This is a genomic window from Streptococcus mitis (assembly GCF_000722755.1).
In the GTDB taxonomy this organism is placed as follows: Bacteria; Bacillota; Bacilli; order Lactobacillales; family Streptococcaceae; genus Streptococcus; species Streptococcus mitis_CM.
Window position 1 is genome coordinate 495,157 of record NZ_JPFY01000013.1, and the last position, 18,359, is coordinate 513,515.

The following is an 18,359-nucleotide window of genomic DNA, read 5'->3' on the forward strand; positions in this document are numbered from 1 at the left end:
AATGAAATTAGCTCAATTATTTTCAGATTTTGAAGAAGAATTGATAAGACAAGGAGAGGAAGCTGAAAGCCTCTCTTTTGTCTATCGTAGCCTCAAAAATCTATCTTTTACAGACTTTGTTTTTGCCCTCCAGAAAGAGGTAACAGAGGAGGTAAAACAATTTGTAAAAGGAATTTTTCAACAGTTAGTAGATCATAAACCGGCACAGTATATCATTGGACAGGCAGATTTTTATGGAATGCAGTTAAATGTTGATGAGCGAGTATTGATCCCTCGTCCAGAAACAGAGGAGTTGGTGGAGCTTATCCTGGCTGAAAATCCTGAGACGAATCTTTCAGTTCTGGATATTGGAACAGGTAGTGGAGCTATTGCTCTCGCCTTAGCAAAAAATAGACCAGATTTGTCAGTGACAGCAGCAGATATTTCTCAAGATGCTTTAGATGTAGCCAGCGAAAATGTTAAAAATCAAAATCTTCAAATATTTTTAAAAAAATCTGACTGTTTTACAGAAATTTCTGAAAAATATGATATAATTGTTTCCAATCCACCCTATATCTCTCGTGAAGATGAGTCAGAGGTCGGTTTGAATGTTTTGCATTCGGAGCCTCATCTAGCCCTCTTTGCAGACGAGGATGGCCTAGCTATTTACCGTAGAATTGCGGAAGATGCAAAAGACTATCTCAAAGATGGTGGTAAGATTTACCTTGAAATTGGATACAAGCAAGGTCAAAGTGTTCCTGAACTTTTTAGGCAGCATCTTCCTGAAAAACGAGTACGAACACTCAAGGACCAATTTGGTCAAGATAGGATGGTCGTGGTTGATGATGGACAGGATTAGACAAGAGTTGGAAAATGGTGGAGCTGTCGTTCTACCTACGGAGACAGTTTACGGTCTTTTTGCCAAAGCTCTAGACGAAAAAGCAGTTGACCATGTTTACCAACTCAAACGTCGACCTAGAGATAAGGCGCTCAATCTCAATATCGCCTCTCTAGAGGACATCTTGCACTTTTCAACGAATCAGCCAACTTATCTACAAAAACTTGTAGAGACCTTTTTACCAGGTCCCTTGACCATTATTCTCGAAGCTAATGACAGAGTCCCCTATTGGGTCAATTCTGGTCTTGCAACTGTTGGATTTCGGATGCCGAGTCATCCCATTACCCTTGATTTGATTCGAGAGACAGGTCCCTTGATTGGGCCGTCTGCCAATATTTCAGGTCAGGCAAGTGGAGTGACCTTTAATCAAATTCTAGAGGATTTTGACCAAGAGGTTTTGGGTCTAGAAGACGATGCTTTTCTAACTGGACAGGATTCAACTATCGTGGATTTGTCTGGAGGCAAGGTGAAAATCTTACGCCAAGGGGCCATTAAGCGAGAAGATATTCTTGCTCGGTTGCCAGAGATTTCTTTTGAGGAGGAATGAGATGTTAAGAGACTTAAGAGAAACTGATGTGAAAGCTATATGTGACATTAACCAAGAAGCTTTGGGCTATTCTTTTAGTCCAGAGGAAACGGCTAGTCAATTAGCTAGACTATCTCAGGATTCCCATCATTTCCTTCTTGGCTATGAGGATGCAGCTAGTCATGTCTTACTTGGATATGTCCACGCTGAGGTTTACGAATCCCTTTATTCCAAAGCAGGATTTAATATTTTAGCTTTAGCAGTTTCACCTCAAGCGCAAGGTCAAGGTATTGGTAAAAGCTTATTACAAGGGTTGGATCAAGAAGCAAAAAGACGTGGTTATGGGTTTATCCGCTTAAACTCTGCCGATCATCGTCTGGGTGCTCATGCATTTTATGAAAAAGTTGGTTATACTTGTGATAAAATGCAGAAACGGTTTATTCGCATCTTTTAGTTTATTTTCTTATTGTAAAACAAACTAAAGGACCAGTCACACTATAAAGGAGAAGACCTATGATTTTTGACAAAGACGATTTTAAAGCATATGATGCTGATCTCTGGAATGCTATTGCCAAAGAAGAGGAACGCCAACAAAACAACATTGAGTTGATTGCTTCGGAAAACGTAGTTTCCAAGGCTGTTATGGCAGCTCAAGGGTCTATCTTGACGAATAAATACGCCGAAGGTTACCCAGGACGCCGTTATTATGGTGGAACTGATGTAGTAGACGTGGTAGAAACTCTAGCCATTGAACGCGCAAAAGAAATTTTCGGTGCAAAATTTGCCAATGTCCAACCACACTCAGGAAGCCAAGCCAACTGTGCGGCTTACATGGCCTTGATTGAGCCTGGCGATACGGTTATGGGGATGGACTTGGCCGCAGGTGGTCACTTGACTCATGGGTCTCCTGTTAGCTTCTCAGGTCAAACCTACAACTTTGTTTCTTACAGTGTTGACCCTGAAACGGAACTCTTAGATTTTGATGCTATCTTGAAACAAGCTCAAGAAGTCAAACCAAAACTGATTGTAGCAGGTGCTTCAGCCTATTCTCAAATCATCGACTTCTCAAAATTCCGTGAAATCGCTGATGCTGTTGGGGCTAAGCTCATGGTAGATATGGCTCATATCGCTGGTTTGGTTGCAGCTGGTCTTCACCCAAGCCCAGTGCCATACGCTCATATCACTACAACAACGACTCACAAAACCCTTCGTGGACCTCGTGGTGGTTTGATTTTGACCAATGACGAAGACCTAGCTAAGAAAATCAATTCAGCTATTTTCCCTGGTATTCAAGGTGGACCTTTGGAGCATGTTGTGGCTGCTAAGGCAGTTTCCTTCAAAGAAGTATTAGATCCAGCATTCAAGGAATATGCTGCTAATGTTATTAAAAACAGCAAGGCTATGGCAAATGTCTTCTTGCAAGACCCTGATTTCCGTATCATTTCTGGCGGAACTGAAAACCACCTCTTCCTAGTTGACGTGACTAAAGTTGTAGAAAACGGAAAAGTTGCTCAAAACTTGCTGGATGAAGTCAATATTACCCTAAATAAAAACTCAATCCCTTACGAAACCTTGTCACCATTCAAGACAAGCGGAATTCGTATCGGATCTGCAGCCATTACTGCACGTGGATTTGGTGAAAAAGAAAGTCGCAAAGTGGCTGAACTCATCATTAAAACCCTTAAGAATGTAGAAAATGAAGCTGTCTTAGAAGAAGTGAGAAGTGCAGTTAAAGAATTAACAGATGCCTTCCCATTATACGAGGACTAAAATTTTTATGGACATTTATATTAAGAAAGCCATTATCCATCAGTTCAGTCCGGATGATACCGAGCTGTTTCTAGCGGATAAGTTTCTCAATATCACTCCAAAAATCGAAGAATACCTGCGTAAAAAAATTGAACGTGTGTATTCAGATGAAGCCAAGACTGGGATTTTCGAAGAAGAAAATCCCTTCTTCAATCACATCACAGACGATTTGTTGGAGACATCAGTAACACTGGCTAATCTCTGGAAAGAGGAGTTCAGCATTTCTGAAAATCTCAAGACCAATGACTTGGTTTTTGTGCAATTTTCTAAAGAAGGTGTAGAACATTTTGCTTTCTTACGAATTGCCCTGCGGGAGACCTTGACCCACCTCGGTGGAGAAGTTGACAATCCAATCAAGCTGACTCAGAATAACCTGCCTGGATTTGGAACGGGTGCCGACGAAGCCTTGGTGGTCAATCTTCAGAGCCGCAAGTACCATCTGATTGAAAAACGAATCAAGCACAACGGGACTTTCTTGAACTATTTTTCAGATAATCTTCTTGCTGTCGCCCCTAAAATTTCACCCAAGAAATCTATCAAAGAACTGGAAAAAACGGCACAGCGCATTGCTGAATCTTTTAACACAGATGATTTTCAATTTCAATCCAAGGTCAAATCAGCGATTTTCAATAATCTAGAAGAAAGCAATGAATTGTCACCTGAAAAATTGGCCAACGACCTTTTTGACAATAATCTGACGGCTCGTTTGAGCTTTATTGATCAAGTCAAAGAAGCAGTACCAGAACCTGTCCAGTTTGATGAAATTGATGCCAGTCGCCAATTAAAGAAATTTGAAAACCAAAAACTCTCCTTGTCAAATGGAATTGAGCTCATCGTTCCCAATAACGTCTATCAAGACGCCGAGTCTGTCGAGTTTATCCAAAATGACAATGGAACTTACTCTATCTTAATCAAAAATATCGAGGATATTCAAAGTAAATAATGTTTAAACGAATTCGAAGAGTGCTTGTACTAGCAGTCTTCCTTTTTGCTGGCTATAAAGCTTATCGCGTTCACCAAGATGTCAAGCAAGTCATGACCTATCAACCCATGGTGCGAGAAATTTTGAGTGAAAAAGACACCCCAGCAAACGAAGAGCTCGTGCTCGCTATGATTTATACTGAAACAAAAGGTAAAGAAGGCGACGTCATGCAGTCTAGTGAATCTGCAAGTGGTTCGACCAATACCATCAATGATAATGCATCTAGCATTCGGCAAGGTGTGCAAACTCTGACAGACAATCTCTATCTGGCCCAGAATAAAGGTGTTGATGTCTGGACGGCTGTGCAAGCCTATAATTTTGGCCCTGCCTATATTGATTATATCGCTCAAAATGGTAAGGAAAATACCCTAGCACTGGCGAAACAGTACTCTCGTGATACGGTTGCTCCCTTGCTTGGCAATACCACTGGAAAGACTTATAGTTATATTCACCCCATTTCTATTTTTCATGGTGCTGAACTCTACGTAAATGGAGGAAACTATTACTATTCTAGACAGGTGCAACTCAACCTTTATATCATCAAATGTTTCACTCTCTTTTCGACATCTGGCTAGTCCAGGTGTTTTTGTTATAAGTTTTCTTTAAGATAGATATATTACTCTAGAAAGGTAAAGGAGGAAATTCCCTATGAGAAAGAAACTCTTTCTGACCAGTGCTGCGGTCTTGTGGGCAGTAACAGCTATGAATAGCGCCCATGCAGCAACAGATGTGCAAAAAGTTATCGATGAAACCTATGTCCAACCTGAGTATGTCCTAGGTTCTTCACTATCTGAAGACCAAAAAAATCAAACCCTTAAAAAACTAGGCTACAATGCCTCAACAGACACCAAAGAACTCAAGACCATGACACCTGATGTCTATTCTAAGATTATGAATGTCGCCAATGACTCTAGCTTACAATTGTATTCATCAGCCAAGATTCAAAAACTAGGTGACAAGTCTCCACTTGAGGTCAAGATTGAAACTCCTGAAAACATCACTAAGGTGACGCAGGATATGTACCGAAATGCAGCAGTAACCTTGGGTGTGGAACATGCAAAAATCACTGTAGCAGCACCTATTCCCGTCACAGGTGAAAGTGCTTTAGCAGGAATTTATTATTCGCTAGAGGCTAATGGAGCTAAGGTACCGCAAGCCAATAAAGACTTGGCTCAAGAAGAGCTAAAGGCTTTGTCAGATATCAATGCTGAAAACAAAGACAAATCAGGCTATGATGCTAATAAATTAAACGTTGCCCTAGCGGATATCAAGTCAGGACTAGCCAAAGCGAAAGAAAGCAAGGGAAATCTGACAGAGGAAGATGTCCGTAAAATCGTTGAAGATACCTTAAAAAATTACAAACTTGATCAGGTCATAACAGGAAACCAGATCAATATCATCATCAATTTTGCATTGAATCTCTCAAAAAGTGATATCCTCAGCAATGCAGACTTCACTAAAACCCTAAATGACCTTAAACAAAGCATCGTATCACAAGCTGGAGACAGTTTTAAAAATATCAACCTTAACTTTGATGCAGATAAGGCGTTAGAGGACGGTGGGAACTTCTTAAGCTCTCTCTGGCAAGCCATTGTCAACTTCTTCAAGAGTTTTGGTTCTTAAGAAATTTCATGGTATAATAGATGGTAACCGTAACGTTGCCGTCTTTTTTGTCGGCCAATAGAAAGAGAAGAGAATGTTAAAGAAAAATGATATTGTAGAAGTTGAAATTGTTGATTTGACCCACGAAGGTGCAGGAGTGGCCAAGGTGGATGGTTTGGTATTTTTTGTAGAGAATGCTTTACCGAGTGAAAAAATCCTCATGCGAGTTCTCAAGGTTAATAAAAAGATTGGCTTTGGTAAAGTTGAAGAATACCTTGTTCAATCACCACACCGTAATAAAGATCTAGATTTGGCTTACCTGCGTTCAGGAATCGCGGATTTAGGTCATCTTGCCTATCCAGAACAGCTCAAATTTAAAACTAAGCAAGTTAAGGACAGTCTCTACAAGATTGCTGGAATTGCAAATGTAGAGGTTGCTGAAACGCTTGGCATGAAAAATCCAGTCAAGTATCGTAACAAAGCTCAGGTGCCTGTTCGTCGAGTAAATGGTGTCTTGGAAACAGGATTTTTCCGTAAGAATTCTCATGATCTCATGCCCCTTGAAGATTTCTTTATCCAAGATCCTGGGATTGACGAGGTAGTGGTAGCCCTACGCGAATTGCTCCGCCGTTATGATTTGAAACCTTATGACGAAAAGGAACAATCTGGCTTGATTCGGAATCTTGTGGTGCGTCGTGGCCACTATTCAAGGCAAATCATGGTTATTTTGGTAACAACTCGTCCCAAAGTTTTTCGTGTGGAGCAATTGATTGAACAACTCATCAAGCAGTTCCCAGAGATTGTGTCTGTCATGCAAAATATCAATGACCAGAACACTAATGCTATTTTTGGTAAGGAATGGCGCACCATTTATGGACAAGACTTTATCACTGACCAGATGTTGGGAAATGACTACCAAATCGCTGGACCTGCTTTTTACCAAGTCAATACTGAAATGGCTGAAAAACTTTATCAAACAGCCATTGACTTTGCGGAGTTAAGAGAAGATGATGTGGTCATTGATGCCTATTCCGGTATAGGAACGATTGGCCTCTCTGTTGCAAAACACGTCAAGGAAGTCTACGGTGTTGAAGTGATTCCAGAAGCAGTAGAGAATAGCCAGAAGAATGCTCAGCTGAACAATATTTCAAACGCCCACTATGTCTGTGACACAGCTGAAAATGCTATGAAAAATTGGCTCAAAGATGGAATTCAACCAACCGTTATTTTGGTTGATCCTCCACGCAAGGGCTTAACCGAAAGCTTTATCAAGGCAAGTAGCCAAACAGGAGCAGATCGCATCGCCTATATCTCCTGTAATGTCGCAACCATGGCGCGTGATATCAAACTTTATCAAGAATTGGGCTATGAATTGAAGAAAGTACAGCCGGTGGATCTTTTTCCTCAAACGCACCACGTGGAGTGTGTAGTGTTGCTACAACGAAAAAGAGGGTGAAAATCCTTGATTTTAAGCTATTTTACAAGCATTTTGTGTTTGTAGATAAAGGCAATTTTGACGTCAAAAAAGTCCTAAAAAGGAACATAGATGTATATGTATTTGTAGATGTCGTTTGCGCATCGGAAAAATGAATACAACAATAAATATTTATCTAAAGAGAGAACAATTGTATATTGTTCTCCTTTTTTTATTTTCAGGAGGGAAAATGACAAAAGAATTACATTCATCACGCTATATTGTCATTTCATTTTTAGTACGTGAAATGGGAATAGATATTGTTGAAGCCATCTCTCTTATGGCTGAATTAGAAAAAAGTGGCTTGGTTCGATTGGAATCAAGTGGAGATTTAATACTCAAAGAACTTGGAGGAGCGCTATGAAACGAATTACCGCAAATCAATACCAAACTTCAGAACGGTATTATAAATTACCTAAAATTCTTTTTGAGGATGAGAAATATATGGATATGAAACTTGAAGTAAAGGTGGCTTATTCTATTTTAAAAGATCGTTTAGAATTATCTCTTAGTCGTGGTTGGATAGATGAAGAAGGAGCGGTTTATTTAGTATTTTCTAATTCTAAACTGATGAAGCTATTAGGTTGTTCGAAGTCAAAATTACTGTCTATCAAAAAAAATCTTAAAGAATATGACTTAATTGATGAAGTTCAACAGTCTTCAAGTGAGAAAGGAAGACTAGCTAATAAGATTTATTTAGGGGAGTTGTCTTCTACCCCAGTAGCTAGTTCGAACAGGCCTAGTGTTAAAAAAAGACTAGGGCAGGTTGAAAATGAAACGCCCCCCGTCTCACATTCAGCCCCTAGTGAGACTGAAGTTAGTGAGACTAAATATAGTGAGACTGATTCTTTATTTATTGAGGATGAGGAGGATAGGAATACTCAACCTATCTTGAAAAGAAAAGTAGAAAAGGTCACAAAATATGATCGAGATTATATTTGGGGATTGGTACAAGATCAATTTAGACGAGAGGGTTTTTCTGAAACAGCCAGTGAAATTGCTATGACTGATTTTGAGAGAATCTATCAGTATGCTCTTGACAATGTTCGCTTTGTTAGACGTGCGGAAGTACTTGCTGAATTTGTGTTTAATGGCCTGTATTCTGTTTGGAATAACCGTGTTAGAAAAGGAGGTGGTTAAATGTCGTCAATCGAGTGGATATTAGTTTTGCTCATTTTAATTTCAAGCGGTATGACTCTTTGGGCATTGATAGTCGATCAGAAAGGGGTGATAAAGAAATGAGATTTATTGATTTATTTTCAGGTATAGGCGGATTTCGGCTTGGAATGGAAAGTGTCGGACACGAGTGTATTGGATTTTGTGAGATTGATAAATTTGCTAGGAAATCTTATAAGTCCATTTTTCAAACGGAAGGAGAAATAGAATTTCATGACATACGAGATGTTTCAGATGACGAATTTAAAAAACTCAGAGGGAAAGTCGATGTCATCTGTGGGGGATTCCCTTGTCAAGCATTTTCAATCGCAGGAAGACGATTGGGATTTGAAGATACTAGAGGAACTTTGTTCTTTGAAATTGCTCGCGCGGCCAAACAAATCCAACCACGTTTTCTTTTTCTTGAAAATGTTAAAGGCCTACTCAATCACGATAAGGGACGGACGTTCACCACAATCCTTACCACACTTGATGAGTTGGGGTTTGATGTTGAGTGGCAGGTGCTTAACAGTAAGGATTTTGGCGTTCCCCAAAACAGAGAGAGGGTGTTTATTATCGGACATTCTAGAAAGAAAGGTACCAGACTCTTATTTCCTTTCAGACGAGAAGGTCAAGCAACTAACTCTGAGACTTTGAAAGCACTAGGGAATTTAAATCCATCAAGAAGTGGAATGAGTGGTAAAGTCTATTATTCAGAAGGTCTTGCGCCAACCTTAGTTCGTGGAAAAGGAGAAGGATTTAAAGTTGCGATTCCTTGTATGACACCAGACAGATTAGAAAAAAGACAAAATGGTAGACGTTTCAAGGATAATCAAGAGCCAATGTTTACTTTAAATACTCAGGATCGCCATGGTATTGTCGTTGTTGGAGATTTACCAACTAGCTTTAAGGAAACTGGTCGCGTCTATGGAAGTGAGGGCTTATCTCCAACACTGACTACGATGCAAGGTGGAGATAAAATCCCCAAAATACTGATTCCAGAACCAATCCAATTTCTAAAAGTCCGAGAGGCAACGAAAAAAGGATATGCTCAAGCAGAGATTGGGGATTCAATCAATTTAGAAAGACCAAGTTCTCAGTATCGTCGTGGTAGAGTTGGAAAAGGTATAGCGAATACGTTAACAACTAGTGGTCAAATGGGAGTAGTAGTGGCTAGCTATGAAGGAGAAGATAAACAAGTTTACCATGTTGCTGGTATTTTAATAAATGGACAATTTTACCGTCTGAGAATACGACGAATCACTCCTAAAGAGTGTTTTCGCTTGCAGGGTTTTCCTGATTGGGCTTTTGAAGCTGCTAGAAAAGTCTCTAGTAATAGTCAGCTTTATAAACAAGCTGGTAATAGTGTAACCGTTCCTGTGATTGCCGCAATCGCAAAGAAATTAAAAGAAATAGAGGAAAAAGATGAAAGCGTTAAATAAAGAGTCAATACTATATTGTGATGAATTAGAAACAGAATTACATGATGCAGAAATGATGCAGTTGGATGAACAAATATTTTTGATGCCCAATTATCCATGTGAGTTTGAAGTGAAATTTTTAGATTATTACCATAAAAAACACAATTACCCACTATTTTATGAATCCTATCTTCAAAACATTATGGAATTCCTTGAAAGTCAGGATATAAAGAACGGAGCTGATGCCTTTGTAGATGATAATCATAATCTTGTTTTTGTTTTATATGGGCAAGGCTATCGAGCCGAGGGAAAAGAGGGAATACTTACAACTCAAGTAACTGTAAAAGCTTATGATGAAGACAAGAAATCAGTTAACTTCTCAAATTTATTAGATTCCTTAATCGTTTCAGAATATCAAATGGAACCGAATCTTTGGGAGGTCTCCCATGATTGATCTCTATCTAAGTAAAAATAACCATAGAAATCAACTTCTTTTAGAATTCTTCCAAAACTATGGCATTGAGGTATCCTGTCATTCGATTTCTGAAATGACAAGAGATAAATTAATTGAGCTGATGAGCTATTCTTCAGATTGTTTTGAGTTTTTATCTCCAAATTTATTACGTTTTAAGAATCGAGATAACCTAAAATTAACAGATTTCATCGAAATGATATTAAAAAATCCTGAACTAACCATCAGACTTCCTCTTGCGGTTTCAAATAAGCGAGTTTATCCAAATCTGAATCTGGAGGAGGCTAGAGCTTTATTGCCAAGAGATACGAAACAATTGATTTACATGGCACAAACACATTATTTATCTAACTAAAGGAGAAGAAATATGGCTGAACGATTTTGGGAGAACTTGTCCATTATTTTGGCTGAAAGAAATATCAGCTGGATTGAGTTAACCAGAAAAATGTTTGCGGGAGAGTTTCACTATCCAAGTGAATTGAACCGTTTGTATCAAAAGATACGCCACTACAAGATGGAACAACGAATGCCTCAAAGTCCATGGGTAGAAAGGATTGTGCAGGTATTAGAGTTAGATTATGAAGATTTATTTCGGAGGTAACTATGAAAAGAATAATTCCAGTTTATATATTCCAACAAGTAAATGTCCTATTGGTATCTCTATACTTACTGAAATTTTTTTGTATCGGTGAGTTAACTATACTACAGATTCTCTATGGTTCGTCACTCATTTCATTTTTATGGATGTATGGTCAACGTAAAAAAGCGCATAAGGTCAGTATGAAATCTAGGATGAAATGGCTTGGTATAGGATTAGCTAGCCTACTGATTATAAGTCTATGTTTTAGCCTAATCCATGCTCAAGGAACCACGAATCAAGCAAATCTAATTTGCCTTCAACATCAAGTTCCTTGGTTTTCATTTTTATTGTTCTTAATCAATGCGAGTATGGTTGAAGAATTTCTGTATCGAGAAATTATATGGAATTTGGTGAGAAAATTAGATATTCGAGTTGCGTTGACAAGTGTTTTATTTGCCTTAGTACATCATCCAGGAACCATTTTAGCTTGGTGTTTGTATGTTTCACTTGGGATGTTTTTAGGGCTTGTACGCTATAAATCTGACTTATGGGGCAGTATGGGGCTACATTTAGTGTGGAACCTATTAGTTTATAGCTTGCTGCTTTTTTAGACCAATTTAGCTTGTTTTAGGGAAATGAAATGCTAACGTTATGTAACAATGTTAGTCTTTTATTTCAAAATCTTTGTTTAGTATGAATTTAGCTCTACAGGAAAATAAAAAATGTGATAAAAATTTCAACTACTCTTATCTATAATAAAGCTACCTGTTCTTTGAAAATTGAATCCACTCCGTCTTGATTAGCGTGCCTGTGTAAGTAGGGACTGAGAGTATTTCCCTGTGAAGGGCAACTGGCACAAGACGTGTGTGAGAATTTTCTAACAGACACGGAGTTTATCGTTACCAGACTTAAACGATGCGACAAACTAGATAAAGGAGTTAATCATGAAAGTAGTAAACTTGTATGATTTGAAACAAATGGGAAATAAAGGTGGTTGTACCATCCAATTAATTCATCACTTTCCTTTTGGTATGGGCTTAGGACATCTTAAAAAAGACTACATTGAATTTAAACGTGTTGGTATCTTTGATGGGAAGGCAGTAGAAGTTACTCTTCGAGAACCTTATTCGAGATATCTACTGCAGGTTATCAAGTCGATTAAGCAACGTCAGAAATTGATAGCTTATCGTTATAAAGAAGGAAAGCTGCTATTTGTGAAGAAGGAGGCATCAGATGTCCTCTGAACAACAGGAACGAATGGCAGTTCAATATGCTGAGCGTAGTCTTTTATTTACTGTAAAAAGTCTTTTAAAGATTCTAGAATGGTCTAGACGTCAGGCTTTAGCACAAGATTCCGCCTATAAGATAGGGGTACAGAAATTAGAAGAATTGCTACAATCACCCTATTCGATTGATACAATTAATCTGAAAAAAGATTTTTTAGACAAACCAATTGATATAGAGAAATTTAAAGCTTTTTTAGAAAAAGAAGAGATTCCTTTGGCCATCGCTTGGCAAGGGGATTCTCTGCATTTCTACACGAAAGACCGTTCGATTCTAGACAATCATTTAGACCATCTGTTAGAAAAAATGGTTAATGATCCGGAGAAATTAGCTGATTTTACTATGGATAAGTCATTAGACGACGCAATTGATGAGGCTAAATCCCAAATTACCTTTAGACAAGAAGGAGCCGTCAAACAGAAAGAGATGGTGAGATGATGTACAGTGGAAAGAAATTCCTACTATTCTCACTGTTAGGTATCTTACTAGGCTATCTTTTTCATCGTTTGACGCTTTTGTATGATTCCTATACTGGAAATACCTTAGATAAATGGACTCATCTTCTAATGGAAGGTCAAGATGAAGTTCTTCAGTCGCCATGGAATGTTTCTTTTACTGGAAAATCAAGTGCTTTTTTTCTACTAGGCTTTGTGATGATGTTGCTGGTTTATCTCTATTTAGAGACTGGCAAAAAACAATACCGAGAAGGGGTAGAATACGGGAGCGCCCGTTTTGGAACTCTAAAAGAAAAGAAGCTCTTTTACGGTAAAGAATTTTCTCATGATACGATCTTAGCACAAGATGTTCGTTTGACATTATTAGATAAAAAACCACCCCAATATGATAGAAATAAGAATATTGCAGTGATCGGAGGTTCAGGAAGTGGGAAGACCTTTCGCTTTGTAAAACCCAATCTAATTCAGATGAATAGTTCAAATATTGTCGTGGATCCTAAAGATCACTTGGCCGAGAAAACAGGCAAACTCTTTTTAGAACATGGCTACCAAGTAAAGGTGTTAGATTTAGTCAATATGAAGAACTCAGATGGCTTCAATCCTTTTCGCTATATAGAGACAGAAAATGATTTGAATCGTATGCTGACGGTTTATTTTAATAACACTAAAGGCTCTGGCTCCCGTAGTGATCCATTTTGGGATGAAGCTTCTATGACTTTGGTACGAGCTTTAGCCTCCTACTTGGTCGATTTCTATAATCCACCTAAAACAAGAGAACAGCTTATTGAAGAAAGTCGTTTGAGTCAAACAGAATACCAAAACTTGTTGAAACGTCAAAAAAAGAAGTGGAAGAGCGAAAAAAACGAGGGCGTTATCCAAGTTTTGCTGAAATCTCAAAACTCATTAAACACTTATCCAAGGGTGAAAACCAAGAAAAAAGTGTCTTAGAAATTCTATTTGAAAATTATGCTAAAAAGTATGGGACTGAAAATTTTACCATGCGAAATTGGGCAGATTTCCAAAATTATAAGGATAAGACTCTGGATTCTGTTATAGCTGTAACCACTGCTAAATTTGCCCTCTTCAATATTCAAAGTGTCATGGATTTGACCAAAAGAGATACCCTTGATATGAAGACATGGGGCCAGGAAAAATCAATGGTTTACTTAGTTATCCCAGATAACGATAGTACCTTTCGCTTTCTTTCAGCCCTCTTTTTTTCAACCGTATTTCAAACCCTAACAAGACAAGCAGATATTGATTTTAAGGGTCAATTACCTCTTCATGTGAGAGTTTACTTAGATGAGTTCGCAAATATCGGAGAAATCCCAGATTTTGCTGAACAAACCTCAACAGTCCGTTCTCGAAATATGAGTCTCGTTCCTATTCTACAAAATATTGCCCAACTTCAAGGGCTCTATAAAGAAAAAGAAGCTTGGAAAACCATTCTTGGGAACTGTGATAGCTTAGTCTACTTAGGTGGGAATGATGAAGATACCTTTAAATTTATGAGTGGCTTACTCGGTAAACAAACCATTGATGTTCGAAATACGAGTCGTTCCTTTGGCCAGACAGGTTCAGGATCCCTTTCTCATCAAAAGATTGCTCGTGATTTAATGACACCTGATGAAGTCGGAAATATGAAACGGCATGAATGCTTGGTTCGAATTGCCAATATGCCTGTCTTTAAAAGTAAAAAGTACAATTCCATTAAGCATCCAAACTGGAAATACCTAGCCAATCAAGAAAGCGATGAACGGTGGTGGAACTATCAAATCAATCCTTTGAATCAAAGACAAGAAAATCATCTTGAAGGCCTTAGAATTCGTGATTTAACTTTTGAATCTAGTTTAAAATAAAAATAGAAAAGAGGAAAATAGATGATTACGCATTTTAAAGGTTTTGTTTATGGAGTAGACGCAAGTGCTATGTTTGCACAAGCTATGTCTTTGTTACAGAAGGGATTGATTGCAGTTGGTGCCTTTCTCGTTGTTGTAGGGATTGTCAACCTTGCAACCAACATTAAAGATGGTGGACCAGGTGTTCGGAATGCCATTCTTGAAATTGTCGGTGGAGTAATGGTAGGGGCTGCTGGAGCCTTTGTAACCCAGATTTCAATTTAGGAGGATCAACAATGACATGAATCTTAGTTTAGTCTCACCCTTTGTTTACCTTGCATCTGAAAAAATATCAGCTGAAAATTTATTTGAAGGATTTAATGTGGATTTACAATCTACTGTAGATCTGATTAAATCTCTATCTAGCTACAATCCAACAGTTTGGACTTATATGTCTAGTATTACTAAAAGTGTCATGCAGCCTCTTGGAGTTGCGATTTTATCAGTTGTTCTCATCTTAGAATTTTCGAAGATGGCAAAGAAAATTGCTAACTCAGGAGGAGCGATGACCTTTGAAGCATTAGCGCCGATGTTGATTAGTTATATTATGGTCGCAGTTGTAATTACTAACACTACCGTGATTGTAGAAGCCATCATCGGGATTGCGAGTCACGCCATTGAACAAGTGGCTTCGATTGTGGCTCACGGTGGGGCAAAGTATGATACAATCTCTGGATTAAAAGGTTCAGGATTTATTGGCCGGATGATTGTGGGCTTTTTCGCCCTCCTCATTTGGCTAGTTCGGATAGTAAGTGCAGCCATGGTTAATCTTTTGGTATCTATTCGATTTATTCAACTCTACCTTATGATTCCATTTGCCCCTCTTACGATTCCAACATTTTTAAGTGATGAGTGGAAGTCTATTGGTATTGGTTATTTAAAAAATATTATGGTCTATGCGGTACAAGGGGTTCTTATTTTTCTGATTGTTTCTCTTGTTCCTTTGTTTGAATCTGCTGGGAAAATAGCTGTTTCAAATGGTGCAGGAGTCCTGCAATCTCTTGCGATTATGTTTGGTAGTTTAATACAAGCTATCTTACTGATTATTGCCCTCGTTGGTTCTCAACGTACGGCTCGCTCAATCTTAGGTATGTAATTAGATAAAGGCTAGGAAGTGATTGCTTCTTAGCCTTTTTAGAAAGGAAAGTCATGAATACACGTGTCTTTAAAGACATCTCAAAATACCAGCACAGGGCTTGGTTAGGTTTCACAACAAGACAAATCATCTTTGTCCTACCAGCCTTTATTGTCACAGTTATTGTTTTGGGTTTGAATCTCTTTTACTGGCAATTTGGAGATTGGTTTGTTTACGGTTTTGTGTTTGCCTTTACCATCCCCCTCATGCTCTTTGGAGTCTATAAACCCAATGATTTATATTTTGAACATTATTTGAAATACCGTCTTCATTTTGAACTAACGGTTCCCCTACGCACAATTACTGGAAAGAAAGGACCTGAACATGAAAAGAAAATCAAATACATTAAAGAAACAAAAAACTTCAATGACTAATAAAAAGGAAGAAATTAAAGGAAAAAAAGAGGAAGTGTTACCCTCTACAGCGAATAGCCTTGCCTATCAAGCCCTGTACCAAAATGGTCTAATGCAGGTAAAAGAAGATTATTTCTCACAAAGCTACTTACTTGGGGACGTCAATTACCAGACTGTTGGTTTAGAAGACAAGGGCGCAATCATTGAGAAGTATTCTGATTTGATTAACTCCCTAGATGACCAAACCAACTTCCAATTGACTATCTTTAATAAAAGATTGAATTTAGAAAAATTCAGACAAAGTGTTTTGTATGAGGAAAAAGAAGATGGATATGATACCTATCGTAAAGAATTGAATCGGATGATGAATCAGAATTTAGACAGTGGTGAAAATAATTTTTCAGCTGTGAAACTGATTAGCTTTGGTAGAAAGGATTCTAACCCCAAACAAGCCTATCGTTCCTTGTCCCAAATAGGAGAATATTTCAAGAGTGGTTTCTCAGAAATTGATGCACGTTTTGAATCCTTGGCTGGTGAAGAACGGGTGAACCTGTTGGCGGATATGCTTAGAGGAGAACACCATCTTCCTTTTTCTTACCGTGATTTAACGAGATCGGGTCAGACAACTCGTCACTTCATAGCACCTAATCTCTTGGATTTTAAAAACAAGAATTACCTACAAATCAATGACCGTTTATTACAGATTGTCTATGTGAGAGACTACGGTATGGAATTAGGAGATCAGTTTATCAGAGACCTCATGCAAGGAGATTTGGAATTGATTGTAAGCCTCCATGCTCAAAGTTCGACCAAGGCAGATGCCATGAAGAAACTACGAACAAAGAAGACCTTGATGGAATCCCAAAAGATCGGGGAACAACAAAAACTTGCTCGTACAGGTATCTATTTGGAAAAAGTAGGTCATGTATTAGAAAGCAATATCGATGAAGCCGAGGAACTCTTAAAAACCATGACCGAGACAGGAGATAAACTATTTCAAACAGTCTTCTTGATTGGGGTCTTTGGTCAGGATGAAGAAGAACTCAAACAAGCACTAGACACTATTCAACAAGTGGCTGGCTCAAATGACCTAATGATTGATAAACTACCATATATGCAAGAAGCAGCCTTTAATAGTTTGCTACCATTTGGTTGTGATTTTTTAGAGGGAGTATCACGGAGTTTATTAACATCTAATGTAGCAGTGAACTCACCTTGGACTTCAGTAGACTTACAAGACCGTAGTGGGAAATATTACGGTATCAATCAAATATCAAGTAATATTATTACCATTGATCGCAGCCTATTAAATACACCGTCTGGTCTGATTTTAGGAACATCTGGAGCTGGGAAAGGGATGGCAACCAAGCATGAAATTATCACGACCAAAATCAAGGAATCTGGTGAAAATACTGAAATTATCATCGTGGATCCAGAAGCAGAGTACAGTGTCATTGGACGAACTTTTGGGGGAGAAATGATTGATATTGCGCCTGATTCCCAAACCTATCTCAATGTCCTTGACTTGTCTGAGGAAAATATGGATGAGGATCCTGTAAAGGTAAAATCAGAATTTCTTTTATCCTTTATCGGTAAGTTATTGGATAGAAAAATGGATGGGAGAGAAAAATCGATTATCGACCGAGTTACGAGACTCACTTATCAGTCATTTAAAGAGCCTTCTTTGGAAGAATGGGTCTTTGTCTTGAGCCAACAAGCAGAAGAAGAAGCGCAGAATTTGGCACTTGATATGGAACTGTATGTTGAAGGTTCTCTTGATATTTTTTCTCATAAGACCAATATTCAAACAGGATCCAATTTCTTAATCTATAATGTTAAAAAGTTAGGAGATGAGCTGAAACAAATTGCCCTTATGGTTGTTTTTGATCAGATATGGAATCGTGTCGTTCGGAATCAAAAATTAGGGAAGAAGACCTGGATTTATTTCGATGAGATGCAGCTTCTCTTATTAGATAAATATGCCAGTGATTTCTTCTTTAAATTGTGGAGTCGTGTCAGAAAATATGGAGCCAGTCCGACTGGGATAACCCAAAACGTCGAAACCTTATTGTTAGATCCAAATGGTAGACGGATTATTGCAAATAGTGAATTTATGATTCTCCTCAAGCAAGCAAAAAATGATAGAGAAGAATTGGTTCAACTCTTAGGCTTGTCAAAAGAACTCGAAAAATACCTAGTCAATCCAGAAAAAGGGGCTGGACTAATAAAAGCTGGTTCAGTTGTCGTTCCCTTTAAAAATAAGATTCCTCAAGGTACTCAATTGTTTGATATCATGAGTACGGATCCTGATAAAATGGCTTCTAATTAAGGGGAAG

21 protein-coding genes and 1 pseudogene are annotated in these 18,359 nt (G+C 38.3%); all 22 read left to right on the forward strand.

Annotation, left to right across the window (positions count from 1 at the left end):
• Position 1 precedes the first annotated feature (1 nt).
• The 22 genes and pseudogenes from prmC (at position 2) to SK578_RS05750 (ending at position 18,352) form a co-directional block, all read left to right on the forward strand.
• Complete coding sequence (prmC, locus tag SK578_RS05645) at positions 2 to 838, forward strand: peptide chain release factor N(5)-glutamine methyltransferase (protein WP_042751114.1); 837 nt, start codon at positions 2 to 4, stop codon at positions 836 to 838.
• On the forward strand, positions 822 to 1,424 hold the full coding sequence (locus tag SK578_RS05650; RefSeq protein WP_042751116.1) for an L-threonylcarbamoyladenylate synthase: 603 nt from the start codon (positions 822 to 824) through the stop codon (positions 1,422 to 1,424). Before prmC ends, SK578_RS05650 begins: the two co-directional genes overlap by 17 nt.
• Position 1,425: 1 nt before the next feature.
• On the forward strand, positions 1,426 to 1,857 hold the full coding sequence (locus SK578_RS05655) for a GNAT family N-acetyltransferase (protein ID WP_042751118.1): 432 nt from the start codon (positions 1,426 to 1,428) through the stop codon (positions 1,855 to 1,857).
• 59 nt (positions 1,858 to 1,916) lie between these two features.
• Positions 1,917 to 3,173, forward strand: coding sequence for a serine hydroxymethyltransferase (gene glyA / locus SK578_RS05660; protein ID WP_042751120.1), 1,257 nt, complete (start codon positions 1,917 to 1,919; stop codon positions 3,171 to 3,173).
• A 7-nt stretch (positions 3,174 to 3,180) separates the two neighbouring features.
• Positions 3,181 to 4,155: a nucleoid-associated protein gene (locus tag SK578_RS05665; RefSeq protein WP_042751121.1), complete on the forward strand. Its 975-nt coding sequence runs from the start codon at positions 3,181 to 3,183 to the stop codon at positions 4,153 to 4,155.
• Positions 4,155 to 4,769, forward strand: a complete 615-nt coding sequence (pmp23, locus tag SK578_RS05670; protein WP_000476381.1) for a cell wall hydrolase Pmp23 — start codon at positions 4,155 to 4,157, stop codon at positions 4,767 to 4,769. Before SK578_RS05665 ends, pmp23 begins: the two co-directional genes overlap by 1 nt.
• Before the next feature lie 73 nt (positions 4,770 to 4,842).
• Positions 4,843 to 5,817: a DUF1002 domain-containing protein gene (locus tag SK578_RS05675; RefSeq protein ID WP_042751122.1), complete on the forward strand. Its 975-nt coding sequence runs from the start codon at positions 4,843 to 4,845 to the stop codon at positions 5,815 to 5,817.
• 73 nt (positions 5,818 to 5,890) lie between these two features.
• On the forward strand, positions 5,891 to 7,252 hold the full coding sequence (gene rlmD / locus SK578_RS05680) for a 23S rRNA (uracil(1939)-C(5))-methyltransferase RlmD (RefSeq protein ID WP_042751123.1): 1,362 nt from the start codon (positions 5,891 to 5,893) through the stop codon (positions 7,250 to 7,252).
• Between the two features lie 208 nt (positions 7,253 to 7,460).
• Positions 7,461 to 7,634 (forward strand): hypothetical protein, encoded by a 174-nt coding sequence (locus SK578_RS11035; RefSeq protein ID WP_080709979.1) that lies wholly within the window; start codon positions 7,461 to 7,463, stop codon positions 7,632 to 7,634.
• A complete protein-coding gene (locus SK578_RS05685) occupies positions 7,631 to 8,410 on the forward strand; it encodes a replication initiator protein A (RefSeq protein ID WP_042751125.1) in 780 nt (259 codons plus the stop codon). The genes SK578_RS11035 and SK578_RS05685 overlap by 4 nt, the downstream gene beginning before the upstream one ends.
• A 98-nt stretch (positions 8,411 to 8,508) precedes the next feature.
• Entirely contained in the window at positions 8,509 to 9,867 is a 1,359-nt protein-coding gene (dcm, locus tag SK578_RS05690) for a DNA (cytosine-5-)-methyltransferase (RefSeq protein WP_042751127.1), read from the forward strand.
• Positions 9,851 to 10,300, forward strand: a complete 450-nt coding sequence (locus SK578_RS05695) for a hypothetical protein (protein WP_042751129.1) — start codon at positions 9,851 to 9,853, stop codon at positions 10,298 to 10,300. Before dcm ends, SK578_RS05695 begins: the two co-directional genes overlap by 17 nt.
• On the forward strand, positions 10,293 to 10,673 hold the full coding sequence (locus tag SK578_RS05700) for a thioredoxin domain-containing protein (protein WP_042751130.1): 381 nt from the start codon (positions 10,293 to 10,295) through the stop codon (positions 10,671 to 10,673). Before SK578_RS05695 ends, SK578_RS05700 begins: the two co-directional genes overlap by 8 nt.
• A gap of 12 nt (positions 10,674 to 10,685) precedes the next feature.
• Positions 10,686 to 10,919 (forward strand): hypothetical protein, encoded by a 234-nt coding sequence (locus SK578_RS05705; protein ID WP_022524953.1) that lies wholly within the window; start codon positions 10,686 to 10,688, stop codon positions 10,917 to 10,919.
• Positions 10,920 to 10,921: 2 nt separating this feature from the next.
• Positions 10,922 to 11,509: a CPBP family intramembrane glutamic endopeptidase gene (locus SK578_RS05710; RefSeq protein WP_042751131.1), complete on the forward strand. Its 588-nt coding sequence runs from the start codon at positions 10,922 to 10,924 to the stop codon at positions 11,507 to 11,509.
• A gap of 333 nt (positions 11,510 to 11,842) precedes the next feature.
• Complete coding sequence (locus SK578_RS05715; RefSeq protein ID WP_042751132.1) at positions 11,843 to 12,142, forward strand: hypothetical protein; 300 nt, start codon at positions 11,843 to 11,845, stop codon at positions 12,140 to 12,142.
• Complete coding sequence (locus tag SK578_RS05720; protein ID WP_000093677.1) at positions 12,132 to 12,620, forward strand: hypothetical protein; 489 nt, start codon at positions 12,132 to 12,134, stop codon at positions 12,618 to 12,620. Before SK578_RS05715 ends, SK578_RS05720 begins: the two co-directional genes overlap by 11 nt.
• Positions 12,620 to 14,496, forward strand: a pseudogene (locus SK578_RS10590) (VirD4-like conjugal transfer protein, CD1115 family). Before SK578_RS05720 ends, SK578_RS10590 begins: the two are co-directional and overlap by 1 nt.
• Before the next feature lie 21 nt (positions 14,497 to 14,517).
• A complete protein-coding gene (locus SK578_RS05735; RefSeq protein ID WP_000627865.1) occupies positions 14,518 to 14,760 on the forward strand; it encodes a hypothetical protein in 243 nt (80 codons plus the stop codon).
• A gap of 16 nt (positions 14,761 to 14,776) precedes the next feature.
• Positions 14,777 to 15,631 (forward strand): VirB6/TrbL-like conjugal transfer protein, CD1112 family, encoded by an 855-nt coding sequence (locus SK578_RS05740; protein ID WP_001054256.1) that lies wholly within the window; start codon positions 14,777 to 14,779, stop codon positions 15,629 to 15,631.
• A 53-nt stretch (positions 15,632 to 15,684) separates the two neighbouring features.
• The gene (locus SK578_RS05745; protein ID WP_033607216.1) at positions 15,685 to 16,044 is read left to right on the forward strand and encodes a PrgI family protein; all 360 of its coding nucleotides are present in this window, start codon (positions 15,685 to 15,687) and stop codon (positions 16,042 to 16,044) included.
• Positions 15,995 to 18,352, forward strand: coding sequence for a VirB4-like conjugal transfer ATPase, CD1110 family (locus SK578_RS05750; RefSeq protein ID WP_200872075.1), 2,358 nt, complete (start codon positions 15,995 to 15,997; stop codon positions 18,350 to 18,352). The genes SK578_RS05745 and SK578_RS05750 overlap by 50 nt, the downstream gene beginning before the upstream one ends.
• The last annotated feature ends 7 nt before the right edge of the window (positions 18,353 to 18,359 follow it).

Excerpts from the sequence above, each read along its gene's own strand:
- SK578_RS11035 (WP_080709979.1), top strand. The coding sequence starts at position 7,461 with ATGACAAAAGAATTACATTCATCACGCTATATTGTCATTTCATTTTTA.
- dcm (WP_042751127.1), top strand. The coding sequence starts at position 8,509 with ATGAGATTTATTGATTTATTTTCAGGTATAGGCGGATTTCGGCTTGGA.
- SK578_RS05675 (WP_042751122.1), top strand. The coding sequence starts at position 4,843 with ATGAGAAAGAAACTCTTTCTGACCAGTGCTGCGGTCTTGTGGGCAGTA.
- SK578_RS05665 (WP_042751121.1), top strand. The coding sequence starts at position 3,181 with ATGGACATTTATATTAAGAAAGCCATTATCCATCAGTTCAGTCCGGAT.
- SK578_RS05710 (WP_042751131.1), top strand. The coding sequence starts at position 10,922 with ATGAAAAGAATAATTCCAGTTTATATATTCCAACAAGTAAATGTCCTA.
- SK578_RS05700 (WP_042751130.1), top strand. The coding sequence starts at position 10,293 with ATGATTGATCTCTATCTAAGTAAAAATAACCATAGAAATCAACTTCTT.
- SK578_RS05695 (WP_042751129.1), top strand. The coding sequence starts at position 9,851 with ATGAAAGCGTTAAATAAAGAGTCAATACTATATTGTGATGAATTAGAA.
- pmp23 (WP_000476381.1), top strand. The coding sequence starts at position 4,155 with ATGTTTAAACGAATTCGAAGAGTGCTTGTACTAGCAGTCTTCCTTTTT.
- SK578_RS05735 (WP_000627865.1), top strand. The coding sequence starts at position 14,518 with ATGATTACGCATTTTAAAGGTTTTGTTTATGGAGTAGACGCAAGTGCT.
- SK578_RS05720 (WP_000093677.1), top strand. The coding sequence starts at position 12,132 with ATGTCCTCTGAACAACAGGAACGAATGGCAGTTCAATATGCTGAGCGT.
- SK578_RS05750 (WP_200872075.1), top strand. The coding sequence starts at position 15,995 with ATGAAAAGAAAATCAAATACATTAAAGAAACAAAAAACTTCAATGACT.
- SK578_RS05745 (WP_033607216.1), top strand. The coding sequence starts at position 15,685 with ATGAATACACGTGTCTTTAAAGACATCTCAAAATACCAGCACAGGGCT.
- prmC (WP_042751114.1), top strand. The coding sequence starts at position 2 with ATGAAATTAGCTCAATTATTTTCAGATTTTGAAGAAGAATTGATAAGA.
- SK578_RS05655 (WP_042751118.1), top strand. The coding sequence starts at position 1,426 with ATGTTAAGAGACTTAAGAGAAACTGATGTGAAAGCTATATGTGACATT.
- glyA (WP_042751120.1), top strand. The coding sequence starts at position 1,917 with ATGATTTTTGACAAAGACGATTTTAAAGCATATGATGCTGATCTCTGG.
- SK578_RS05685 (WP_042751125.1), top strand. The coding sequence starts at position 7,631 with ATGAAACGAATTACCGCAAATCAATACCAAACTTCAGAACGGTATTAT.
- SK578_RS05740 (WP_001054256.1), top strand. The coding sequence starts at position 14,777 with ATGAATCTTAGTTTAGTCTCACCCTTTGTTTACCTTGCATCTGAAAAA.
- SK578_RS05650 (WP_042751116.1), top strand. The coding sequence starts at position 822 with ATGATGGACAGGATTAGACAAGAGTTGGAAAATGGTGGAGCTGTCGTT.
- rlmD (WP_042751123.1), top strand. The coding sequence starts at position 5,891 with ATGTTAAAGAAAAATGATATTGTAGAAGTTGAAATTGTTGATTTGACC.
- SK578_RS05715 (WP_042751132.1), top strand. The coding sequence starts at position 11,843 with ATGAAAGTAGTAAACTTGTATGATTTGAAACAAATGGGAAATAAAGGT.
- SK578_RS05705 (WP_022524953.1), top strand. The coding sequence starts at position 10,686 with ATGGCTGAACGATTTTGGGAGAACTTGTCCATTATTTTGGCTGAAAGA.